We start from the raw sequence: 12,795 nt of genomic DNA, 5'->3' as shown, positions 1-12,795 counted from the left end.
AGCCCTCTGTTGTTCAAATAGTTTGTGATCCACCCCTTAGCATCGTAAGTCATATTGAGGCAATAACACCTTCCAATGAATATTTAATCATTTAATGTAATCCCCCATTTTCATTTACACTCCATTATGACAATCAACTCATTTTTTTCAGGAAAGATAAGTGCCCAAGAAATGTTTTTATTCCTCCTGCTTATTCAATCACTTTTTCCCCTAAAATATTTGAGTCATAATGCTTTAATTATTTGACAAGTTATAGCTTAAAAGATGATTCTATTAAATAAAAACTGTGATCCCTTCATAAAATTTCTGCTTTAGAATCGGTGAAATCGTTAGGACACGATAAATCAGAATTAGATTTTTATTCTTAGTTATCTAGCACTTTCAACGAATTAAAAACCATAAAAATACCATTAAAACCTATTTTTGTAATAAATTCGACAAAAACTGAGTTTTTTGAAAAAATTAAAAAAAAATAATTTACAAGCTAAAATTATTTTGTTAGAATGAAAATTCATCACAAATGAGGAGGCCATACAACGATGAAAAATAAATTTTCAATGTTAACTATTGCGATCGCTGCAAGTTTAGGCTTAGTAGCGTGTGGAGGAACAACTGAATCAGCAGGAGACAACATTAAAATTGGGATGATGACGGATTCAGGAACAATTGATGATAAATCATTCAACCAAGCAACTTGGGAAGGAATCAAACGTTACGAATCAGAAAACGGGACAATCGTAGCTCAATACATTAAACCAATTGGAGAAACAACAGCTGATTATATGCAAGCAGCTGATGACTTAATTACAGCTGGAAATCAAATGATCATTGCCCCAGGATTCAAATTTGACGAAGCCATTACAAAATTACAAGAACAATACCCAGACATTAAATTTGTAATGATTGATGGACAACCAGAAGAGGTGGCTGAAAATACAATTGCTATTTATTTCGCTGAGCATGAAGCCGGATTCTTAGCAGGAATTACAGCAGCCTTAGAAACAAAAACTGGTAAAGTTGGATTCATCGGTGGAATGAAAAGTGAATCTATTGAAAAATTCGGATATGGCTATGTTGCTGGTGTAGCCTATGCTAATAAACACTTTGGAACAAATGCTGAAGTCGTAGACTATTTATATAATGGAACATTTACAGATGTTGCTGGTGGACAAGCACAAGCAGGTAGTATGTACGATAAAGGAATCGATATCATCTTCACAGCTGCTGGACGTGTAGGTAGTGGTGTTATTACAGAAGCAAAAACACGTACTGAAGCTGGAGACAAAGTTTACGTCATCGGTGTCGATGTGGATCAATACGAAGATGGAATCTACAACCAAGAAACTAACGAATCAGTCATCTTAACATCTGCACTTAAACGAGTGGATAATGCCTCTTACACTAAAGTTGATGAATTCATCAACGGAACATTCACAGGTGGAGAAGTGATCACAATGACTGCTGAAGTTGATGGAGTTGGTTTACCAGAAACAAACCCGAATTTAACAACTGAGACACAAGAAACAGTCAATGAATTATTAGCAAACATTAAAGCTGGAAACTTAGTTATTCCTTCAACCGAGGCTGATGTACAATCTTTCTTAAGTGAGATGGGATACCAAGGAGCAAAAATTAACTTTTAATTATTAATTAAAAAGAGTCGTCTTTAACACTAAGACGACTCTTTTTTGTATTGAAATCTAATCCCAATCATAGTTCTCTTGTCAAAAGATTTCATACAAAATTCCTTTTATCTGTATGAATAAAAATTATCACTAGATTTTGTACAAGCCCTGGATTAAAAAGCTGAATTCTATTAAATCTAATGATTTTAGAACAAAGCTTTTCTTAAAGATTAGATTATTTCCGATTAATTTTAAAGAAATTCTCCCTCTTATCACAACTCATTCAATAACTATGCCTCACTAAAATCTTTTAATCCCCTCTCTTCACTAGAATAGTTATTGAATTTTTATGACTAATGAATGCTTGATCTATTTAATATCAAGCCAACCAATTGTCCTTTTAAATTAGAAATACTTGTTAATTCTTACTCACAAAATATAAATCATAGGATGTTTGATAATAATGGGCCCTACTCATCAGAGGACATGTCTCCAATCACTTTTGAAATTCAACTTTTCTAACATTCACGTCCCATCTTTTTTCGCGAAAAAATCAAATTTAAATAACTAACCCCATGGCTATTCTCATAAACATACAAACCTATCTTAATGATAGTTATTAACAAACTTCAATTAAACAAAAAAACTAACTATCATATGATAGTTAGTTTTGATTATTATTTATAGTTGATTGTATTTGCTTGGTATCCAACTTCAGCTAAGAATGTATCTAATTCTTCGCCTGTTACTGGGACAACTAATGCACCTGATTGAATTTGAGCTAAAGTATCATCAACTTTCGCTTGTGTATCTGTTGTTAAGTTAGGGTTAGTTTCTGGTAACCCAACTCCGTTAGTTTTTGCATCCATTGTAATAATTTGTCCACCTGGGAAGTTTCCTTCACCGTAAGCTTTTAATGCATCATAAACGGCAACGTCAATACGTTTAATAGCAGATGTTAAAACAACAGAACTTCCATCATTCATTAATCCTTCATCGTATTGATCCACATCAACTCCGATGACGTAAACTTTTTCTCCAGCTTCAGTACGTGCCTTCGCTTCATTGATAACTCCATTTCCAACTGCTGCTGCTGCCGAGAAGATGATATCAATTCCTTTATCATACATTCCACCAGCCATCATTTGACCACCTTGAACATCATTGAATGTTCCTTGATATTGATAGTCAACTACTTCTACATTTGTTGCATAAGCCTCGTTTGCATAAGCGACACCTGCTAAGTAACCCCATCCAAAACGTTCAACAGCTGGAATTTTCATACCACCAATAAATCCAACTTTTCCTGTTTGTGATTGTAATGCTGCAGCCACACCTGCTAAGAATCCAGCTTCATGTTCTGCGAAATAAATAGCTGTTGTATTCTCAGCCATTGTCGCTGGTTCTCCATCTAAAATCACAAATGAAACTTCTGGATTCGCTGTTTGAAGTTCAGTGATGGCTTCTTCAAACTTAAATCCTGGAGCAATAATTACATTATTTCCAGCCATCATTAAGTTATCTGCAGCACTTAAATAATCAGCTGTCGTTTCACCATTTGGCTGAACGTGTTGCCCTTTAACTCCTTTATGATCTTTTGTATAAGCTAAAATTCCTTCCCAAGTTCCTTGGTTAAATGATTTATCATCAATTGTTCCTGAGTCGATCATCATTCCTACTTTGAAGTTTACATTATCAGTTCCAGTTGTCGAACCTGATTCCCCCTTGTCACTACTACATGCTACTAAAGCGATCATAGCAACCATCGTTACGATTAACATTGATGTGAATTTTCTCATAGTTGTCCTCCTAGTTCTAAAATTTCCTTGAATAAGTCTATCAGAAAGAGGTGGTTTTGTAAACATATATATTAAATTTACATTTTTTTACAAAAACACTACATTCATTGACTAATTTTATTATTTGAACTTTTTAAAACGATATGAGTTTTTTTTCACTTTCTATTATTAAATAAGCATAAAAACCACTTTCATTAAAGAATTCACCTAACAAAAGCAATTCTATCAACTAGTCTTAACCTTCTCCATAAGTGAAATCATCTCCTGCTATCTACTCACTCAAATCTTTCATTTCTCTTCATGACTTCTTACTGCTTTTAGTAGAGGATGACGTGTGCCTCTTCTTTTGGCCTTTAAATCTAAAAGAAGGTCGTTGTAATGACAACGACCTTCTTTTATTTTTAGAACACCCAATTTCTAATGATTCTAATCACTAACTACATCTCTGCCGATTAATCTAGAACAAGTTAATTTTTAATAGGAAGGTGCTTGTATCGATATCTTTATAAATTCGCTACCATCTCATGATACTGACTTTCGGTCATTAAGACCTCTCGCGGTTTGCTTCCTTCACTTGGTCCAATTAATCCACTTGATTCTAAATCATCCACAATACGTGCTGCACGATTATACCCGATTCTAAATCGACGCTGCAATAAAGAAGCGGAAACTTTCTTCGTTTCAATAATATAAGCCAGTACTTCTCTCATCAACGGGTCCTCCATCATTTGTCCTTCATTTTGTACCTGCTCAATATTTTCTAAGAAGTCTTGCTTCACCTCTTCAGGTTCAACTTGTGATTTAATAAATTCAACGATTCGAACGACTTCATCATCTGAGATAAATGCTCCTTGAACACGAGTTGGATTTGATGCTCCCATCGGTAAAAATAGCATATCCCCTTTACCGAGTAATTTCTCAGCTCCTGGCATATCAATAATCGTACGTGAATCAACAGCCGATGAAACCCCAAATGCAATACGTGATGGAATATTTGCTTTAATAACTCCTGTAATAACATCTACTGAAGGGCGTTGCGTCGCAATAATTAAATGAATCCCTGCGGCACGCGCCATCTGTGTTAAACGCATAATACATTCTTCCACTTCTTTTGAAGCCACCATCATTAAATCCGCTAACTCATCAATAATAACCACAATAAATGGAAGCAACGGTTTAGTACTCTCTTGCGTTTCATTATATTGCTTCACATACTCATTATAACCTTCGATATTACGTGTTCCACTTTCACTAAACAACTCATAACGATACTCCATCTCAGAAACAACTTTCTTCAAAGCTAATGAAGCTAGACGTGGATCCGTTACAACCGGTGCGAGTAGATGGGGAATGCCATTATAACCATTTAACTCTACCTTTTTCGGATCAATCATTAACATTTTTACCTCATTTGGTGTCGAACGCATTAAAATACTACAAATAATCGTATTAATACAAACCGACTTTCCTGAACCTGTTGCCCCAGCAACGAGTAAGTGCGGCATTTTATTTAATGGAGAATAGACCGTTTTCCCTGAAATATCTCGCCCTAATACCATTAATAATTTTTCTTTTTGTTGTTTTTGAGGGACTTCTTTAACAATCTCTTTAAAAGTAACCAGCGTTTGCTTTGGATTTGGCACCTCAATTCCAATCGCTGATTTCCCTGGAATCGGAGCTTCAATTCGAATTCCTTTTGCAGCTAAAGCTAAGGCGATATCATCCGTTAAGTTTAAGATTTTACTGACCTTAACTCCGACATTCGGTAAGATTTCAAACCTTGTGACGGCAGGGCCAATATGAACCTCCTGTACCTTTGCCTTGACATCAAAGTTTTTGAACGTATCCTCTAATTTTCTAGCTTGGGCCTTTGCACTAACAAGCAATCGTTGTGAATTATTCGTTTGTTGATAATCAACCAATAAGTCAAGTGGTGGCAAAATATAGTTTTCATCATTTAAAACAGGTGAATCCATCTCAATGACAGGCTCACTCACTTCATGCGGAGGCTGCTTATCAAACTCTTTAATTTTAAATTCATTTCCTTCATCTATGAGTTCTTCTACTTCTTCAATTTCAATTGCTTCCTCATCTACTGTTTCATTAAGTAAGGTCACGACTGTCGCATGATCAGGTTCCTCTTCCTGAACTTCCTGGCGTTGACGAATTTTTTTAGCTTTAACACTTTTCTTTTTAGAGGCCTGCTCTTGACGCTGCTTCATCTGATAATCTTTGATTCCCTCGTATAAGTCTTTAAAAGTTAAATTACAGATGAGTAAAGTTCCATAACAAAGGACTAATAAAGCTACAGCATACAAACCAATGGACGTAATTAATGGAACTAATACCCCATAAATCACAGCTCCAATCAACCCACCTCCGACTGTAAATGACGAATTTAAAAGATCGTTCGAAAAATAGTAATTCCACATCCCTCCAAGTAATGCAATATCATGAGCATTAAACTCTCGGTATACCGGAAGATGACTAAAAACAATTAGTGAAATAAACACTAAATACCAACCAATCTGCTTTGCGCTAAAGAAAGTTGGAATTTGACGTTTAACGATCATACGCCCCCCATTTACAAGCATCGCAATGGCAATGAGCCAAAAAAATTCTCCAAAGACAAATAATCCGACTTGCTTAAAAAATGTTCCAATTAACCCAAGCTGACCAAGCATCAAAATAGCTAGTAACACTAAGACAATTCCGATCAACTCTAAATATAAATCATTTAAAATAGTTTGTTTTTTATGTTTAACTTTCTTTTTGCTTGCCATATTCATACCTCTATCATTTCAATGTTAATGTAACTATTATCTCATAAAATTCATTTTTTTCCATTATTATTCTGACTTCTTCTCACAAAAAAACTACCTCTCGATCTGAGAGATAGTTTTCTAAATATTATAAATTAAACTCTTCAACAATAGGAATGATAATAGGTTTGCGTTTCGTTTTATTAAATAATAATTTTCCAACTTTATCACGTAACTCTTGACGTAATCCTTGCCAGTTAACATACTGTTCTGTCACGAATTGACCAATAATGTTACGAACTAATTCATCTAATAATTTATATAATTCTTCATTTCCTTTTTCGTAAACAAATCCTTTACTTACGATTTGTGGTCCCGCTACAATTTCTTTTGTATTTTTATTTAAGTTAGCAATCACAACGATAATTCCGTCATTTGCCATGAGTTGACGATCACGTAAGACAACACTTCCAATGTCACCAACACCTAATCCGTCCACTAATACTTGATCAATTTGAATATGTTCTGTATGGTTCACTAGTTCCCCTTGTTGGAACTCAACGACATCACCATTATCTAATAAAATAATGTTCTCTGAATGATATCCCATTTGCTCTGCTACTTTCGCATGAGCCACTAAATTGCGATATTCCCCAATAACCGGCATAACGTACTGTGGTTTTAATAAATTCATCATTAACTTCAAATCTTCACTACTTGCATGTGACGATGGTAATAGATTTTTATTAATCACACAAACTTGTGCTCCTGTGCGATATAACATATCAATCGTACGTGCCGCTTTAATCTCATTCCCTGGAATTGGCGGTGTCGCTATAATGACTGTATCTGTTTTTTCGATATGAATTAAACGGTCTTGATGTTTAGCCATACGAATTAATGAATTAAATGGCTCATAACGATTACCTGTCGCTAATACGACTAAATTTGATAAGTTATTATCATTTTTCTCATCAATATATAATAAGTTCATTAACATTGATTTTGGAATACGTAAGTATCCTAATTTTACTGCAATATCGACAATACGTTGCATTTTACGTCCAATAATGGCAATCTTACGTTTATATTGAACAGCTAAGTCAATGACTAACTGAATTCGGTGTAAATCTGAAGAGTATAATGAACAAATAATACGCCCACTCGCACGAGAGAAAACTTCATCTAACTCATACTGAAGTGAGGTTCCCGTACTTGTATGTCCAGCTTTTTCAGCATTGATACTTTCTGACAATAAGCAAAGAACACCTTCTTTTGAAATTTCTGAAATACGTGCATAATTTGTTTGATAGCGACCCTTTGCACTTTGATCAAACGTAAAATCAGAAGTATAGACAATCACTCCGTCAGTTGTATGAATACAAATCGCTACTGAATCTGGAATACTATGAGTGGTTTTAAAGAAGGTTACTTTAATCTCTCCAAAGAATAATTCATTATTTTCACGGATTTTATAAAGTTTATATTGTTTAAAATCTAGTCCATTCTCCGTTAATGAATCTTCTACTAAAGACATCGTTAAGCGTGTTCCATAGACTGGAACATTAATAATACTCAATAATTGAGGAATAGCGCCAATATGATCTTCATGACCATGTGATAAAAAGACCCCTTGAATGCGAGAAGCGTTCTCTTTTAAATAAGTGAAATCTGGGATGACGGCATCAACCCCTAATAAATCTTCCGTTGGATATTTTAACCCTGCATCTAAAATAAAGATTTTATCATTAACTTCTACTACATATAAGTTTTTCCCATTTTCATCGAGTCCACCTAAAGCAAATACTTTAATTTTTTGTTCTACTACTGATGCCACATTCTTATCGTTGTCAATGATATGAAACAAAATTTCGTTTCACTGGTTACGTCAGTTGACAACGATTCACCTCCTTTAATTTAATTTTTTAACTTAAAAGTTTCTCACTGTAACCTAATTAGTCACAATCTGACTCACTATGTCATTTTCATATCAATGATATAAAAGGTAAGATACCCCTTACTTTTTATCATGAGTTTATAGGTTTCCTTTTTTTGAACGGTTCTTCTCTTCATTAAACTTTGATTTCTCATTCCAAATTGATCGTTTTATTTATTAAATGATACGGATACAAATTTGATTTTAAAAATAAATGAGCATGAGTTAGTGTCAATAAACATAAAATTTATGTTGTCCTATTTATCATTCGACGTCACGCATTATTACATACGTCCTTAATGTTCACTTTCTAAAAAACAATGACGACTAATCTATCAAAACGTTCCTCGTTTTGCAAAACTAAAGCTTAAACTAATCAGGAAAAGATACCATTCAATATGTGTTAATTATCAACTTAAGGATTGTTCTCTTTAACTAACTAAAAAAGATAGAGAACCTAACCTTCATTCGTATAAAAAGGAAAATGTTTATCTTCTACAATCATTATAGTACATCACGTCAGTAACTGACAAGTGTTACCGTCTTTTTTTTAGACAAACTATCGAAAATAAAGTCTATATAAAAACAGAGATGTATTTTAAAATTTAGATTCAATTTTAGTTTGTCAATCGATTGGATACTGGCTTCCCTGGCATTTGCCAAGAAAATATATCCTCTGATGATAGGGCTTTAAATCTTTTCATCATATAAAAAAAACATCTGCCATTCAACAGAACAGATGTTTTTTACATGTTTATTCATCTAATAGTCCTCTAAGTTCATTAAAAAGTTCTAGAGTTTCAAATTGATCCATCTCAACTAGCGGAAGTCGAAGTCCTCCAACCTCCATTCCAAGTTGATTTAATATCGCCTTAATTGGAATTGGGTTGGTTGTACAGAACAATCCTTTATAAAGAGGCTTTAACTTCTCATTCAAAGCTTCAGCTTCTTCAACTTTACCTTTTTGATAAAGCTGATAAATTTGATTCATTTGTAAGCCAGCAACATGTGAAGCAACTGAGATTACGCCATCGCCTCCTAGTTTGATTGTTTCCAAATAATTAGAATCATCCCCACTATAGAGACAGAAGTGATCAGGGGCTTGTTCTTTTAACGCTTTTAATAAGTTTAAATCTCCACTAGAATCTTTAATCCCAACAATATTTTTGATTTCTGCTAATTCTAAAATACTTTCTAACGTTAAGCTAACGCCCGTCCGTGAAGGGATGTTATATAAAAGAATCGGCAAATCAGTTGAATTAGCAATTTCTTTAAAATGTGTCATCAATCCAACCTGATTCGGCTTATTATAATAAGGAGTCACCACCAACACCGCATCTGCACCAATTTCTTCAGCTAATTTCACATTATGAATCGTTGTTTTTGTATTATTCGTTCCTACACCTGTAATAATCGGAACAGTTCCACCCGCAAAATCAACTGCTGTTTCCCAAATTCTTAAGCGCTCAATCGCTGTTAAAGTAGGCGCCTCTCCCGTTGTTCCCGTAATCACTAAACTCGTTGATCCGTGTTTTAATAAATGAATAATCAACTTTCGTAAACTACTAATGTTTAGTTGATTATATTCATCAAATGGGGTTACCATCGCCGTAATAACCGGACCAAAACTTTTCATAACTCTCACATCCTTTACTTAAATTAAATTATAATGTAAAAAGTTTAATGTATCCTCAAGCTTCAAAGCATCGACGTAGAAGGTTAGTTCAACCGGTGTTCTTTGTTGATTCATCCAGCTCACACGAACATAATTTTCATTTTTAATGAATTCTAATTCGTTTTCTTTCAAGTAATGTTCAACTGCTTCTTCATCATGAACTTGTGCATACCAATACGCCCCTTGTTTAATTAATAACTCACAATTAATGGGGCAATTTAGCCCTAAAATTTCATAACGAGTATATCCTGATTTATACGTCAAGCTTAAGGTATTCACCTCCTCATCAACGACATAAGTTCCAATATGATCAGCCGTTGTGGAACGCAAACGTAAATTGACATGATTTTTTTTAGCTAACTCGACGGCTTTTAAATGAATAACTTTTGCTCCTCTTGCAGCAAGCGCAATCAAATTATCATAACTAATTTTCTCTAAGACACGTGCATTTTTCACTAATTTCGGATCAGCGGTCATGACCCCTTCAACATCGGAGTAAATATCAACATAACTCGCCTTTAAGGCACCCCCTAAGGCAACAGCTGACGTGTCACTCCCTCCTCGTCCGAGTGTGGTAATATGCCCTTCTAATGTTGTGCCTAAAAATCCCGGGGCAACTAACACATCATATTCATTAAATAAAGAAACTATTTTACTCGTTTCAATGGTAATAATATTAGCATTACTATAATTATTATCAGTTTTAATCCCTACTTCATCTGGAGCTAAAGAAGTGACGTTTAACCCTTGTTGTTGTAAAAAGTCAGACATCACAATACTCGAAATAATTTCTCCACATGAAAGTAGACGATCATTTTCACGCTTAGACACATGATAAGTCACAAGTTCCTTTAACGTATCAGTGGCGTATGGCTCCCCGCTTCTACCCATTGCTGATACAACAACTACAACTTTGTACCCTGCACTTACCTCACGCCGAATATGCTTAAATGCTTGAAATCTTGTTGCTTGATCCCGTACTGAGGTTCCACCAAATTTCATAACTACAATATCCATTTTAATCACCTAACAATCCATGACGATGCATATAATAAGCAATTTGCACACTATTTAAGGCGGCTCCTTTTAAGATATTATCAGCAACGACCCAAAAATGAACAACATTTTCCTCAAATAAATCTTTTCGAACACGTCCAACAAACACCTCATCTTGATGAGCTAAATACGAAGGCATTGGATATTCTTGATGTAAAATATTATCACGTAAGATGACATCAGGACTTTGCTTAAATACCTCAATAATTTCTTCTCGATCGTTAACTGGTTTTTTCAACTTAACTGTCACTGAGACACTATGACCATACCGAACAGGAACTCGAACACAAGTCGCATTCACTTTTAGCTCATAATCATCTAATATTTTTTGTGTTTCATTGATCATTTTGATTTCTTCTTTCGTATAACCTGATGACAAGAAGACATCAATTTGTGGAATGACATTATGGGCAATTTGATAATAAATTTTATCTGAACGCGTAGGTAAAATCTGTGGCTCATAAGACTCGTCACTTAATTCTTGCTCATACTCATATAAGGCTTTAGCTCCCGCTCCTGAAATCGCTTGATATGTTGAAACATTAACCGATTCAATCCCATAGGCTTCAATTAATGGTTTAAGTGCCACCACTAATTGAATAGTTGAACAATTTGGGTTCGCAATTAATGGCGTATTTTTGGATAAGACATGAGCATTTACTTCAGGAACGACTAATGGAATCGTTGGATCCATACGGAAAGCACTCGTATTATCAATGACAACTGCACCTTTTGACACGGCAATTGGAGCATACTTTAATGATACACTCCCACCCGCACTAAAAAACGCTAAATCAATGCCTTCGAATGAATCTTCTGATAACTCCTCAATTACAATTGGTTCCTTTTTAAACAAGAGAGTTTTTCCTGCCGATCGTTTGGAGGCGAGTAAACGTAAGGAAGAGACTGGAATAGGATAACGCTCTAGTGTTTCAATCATACTTCTGCCAACCTCACCACTTGCCCCAACGATTGCGACCGCATATCCATGTTGATTCATCACAATCTCCCCTTTTTTTCATTTAAGGCGATGTAATCTCTCACAAAGCGAAACAAATAATAAGCAGCTGTTTTTGGAGCGACAATACTAGGTAATGAACCGGCTAATTCTGATTGAATCCCTAATTGTTTCGCATAGTCAAAATCAACACCACCTGGTTTACTACTCACATCCATGATGTAACAATCTTTTCTCACATGGTTCAAGGCTTTTTCATCAAGTACCATCGCAGGTACAGTATTTACAATCACATCATAATGATGTAAATCTTCAACCATCAAGTCAATATGAATCGGATGCAATCCCATTTCAAATAATCGGGCTTCATCTTTTTTCTTTCTGAAGGTTACACTCACATATGCACCTAACGCTTTTAAATCTCTTGCAATCGTTAATGAAGTTCGACCTGATCCAATCACTAAAATCTCTGCTTGATGAATTGTAATATCTGTATTTTTAATGATGTTATAAATCACTCCTTCCGCTGTAGGAATAGAGTTATAAATTGCGACTTCATCATAATCAAAAATAACTTCACATTTTCTTGGAACAGACTTTAACAATGCCATTAATTTAGGATATCGAATCGGCGTAAAAATCACACAATCTTCTGGTAAACTTAATAAAACTTCTTCTGTTAAACGTAAATGAGTATTTGCAATTTGTCCACTTTCACTAATTCCACCAAAAGGCAAAATAAAATAATGCGTTTCCTTTAAAATATGAAAATCAAAGCTCACTGAATCACGATAATACTGAACAAGATCTAACCCACTATCACGGATGTACTCAGACAAATAATTCATCCGCTTATCATTGTTTATGATCAATATCATAATAACCACCTACCTCCTATCTACTTACGTAGTATTTTATGAAAACGAGAAAGGTCTGGTGACATATATCGATGTGATACATCGGCAATCGAGTAGGAGATAATTA

The 12,795-nt window shown here is 34.7% G+C and carries 8 protein-coding genes; 1 reads left to right on the top strand and 7 read right to left on the bottom strand.

What is annotated here, in order from left to right; all coding sequences use genetic code 11:
* Positions 1 to 539: 539 nt before the first annotated feature.
* A complete protein-coding gene (locus tag NEH75_RS10975) occupies positions 540 to 1,643 on the top strand; it encodes a BMP family protein (RefSeq protein ID WP_262948880.1) in 1,104 nt (367 codons plus the stop codon).
* 659 nt (positions 1,644 to 2,302) lie between these two features.
* Here the strand turns inward: NEH75_RS10975 and NEH75_RS10970 are convergent.
* The 7 genes from NEH75_RS10970 to NEH75_RS10940 form a co-directional block, all read right to left on the bottom strand.
* A complete protein-coding gene (locus NEH75_RS10970; RefSeq protein ID WP_055276535.1) occupies positions 2,303 to 3,424 on the bottom strand; it encodes a BMP family protein in 1,122 nt (373 codons plus the stop codon).
* A 503-nt stretch (positions 3,425 to 3,927) separates the two neighbouring features.
* A complete protein-coding gene (locus NEH75_RS10965; protein WP_055276537.1) occupies positions 3,928 to 6,207 on the bottom strand; it encodes an FtsK/SpoIIIE family DNA translocase in 2,280 nt (759 codons plus the stop codon).
* Positions 6,208 to 6,334: 127 nt separating this feature from the next.
* Positions 6,335 to 8,053: a ribonuclease J gene (locus NEH75_RS10960; protein ID WP_237252384.1), complete on the bottom strand. Its 1,719-nt coding sequence runs from the start codon at positions 8,051 to 8,053 to the stop codon at positions 6,335 to 6,337.
* A gap of 823 nt (positions 8,054 to 8,876) precedes the next feature.
* The gene (dapA, locus tag NEH75_RS10955; RefSeq protein ID WP_055304692.1) at positions 8,877 to 9,758 is read right to left on the bottom strand and encodes a 4-hydroxy-tetrahydrodipicolinate synthase; all 882 of its coding nucleotides are present in this window, start codon (positions 9,756 to 9,758) and stop codon (positions 8,877 to 8,879) included.
* A gap of 18 nt (positions 9,759 to 9,776) precedes the next feature.
* Entirely contained in the window at positions 9,777 to 10,814 is a 1,038-nt protein-coding gene (locus tag NEH75_RS10950) for an aspartate kinase (RefSeq protein ID WP_055304691.1), read from the bottom strand.
* Position 10,815: 1 nt separating this feature from the next.
* The gene (locus NEH75_RS10945; RefSeq protein WP_055304689.1) at positions 10,816 to 11,853 is read right to left on the bottom strand and encodes an aspartate-semialdehyde dehydrogenase; all 1,038 of its coding nucleotides are present in this window, start codon (positions 11,851 to 11,853) and stop codon (positions 10,816 to 10,818) included.
* Positions 11,853 to 12,689, bottom strand: coding sequence for a hypothetical protein (locus NEH75_RS10940; protein ID WP_055276544.1), 837 nt, complete (start codon positions 12,687 to 12,689; stop codon positions 11,853 to 11,855). Before NEH75_RS10940 ends, NEH75_RS10945 begins: the two co-directional genes overlap by 1 nt.
* Positions 12,690 to 12,795 lie beyond the last annotated feature (106 nt).

The organism is Turicibacter sp. T129 (assembly GCF_025594975.1).
GTDB classification, from domain to species: Bacteria; Bacillota_I; Bacilli_A; order MOL361; family Turicibacteraceae; genus Turicibacter; species Turicibacter bilis.
The sequence above is the reverse complement of the archived record's forward strand: the minus strand, read 5'-3'. Positions and strand labels throughout refer to the sequence as shown.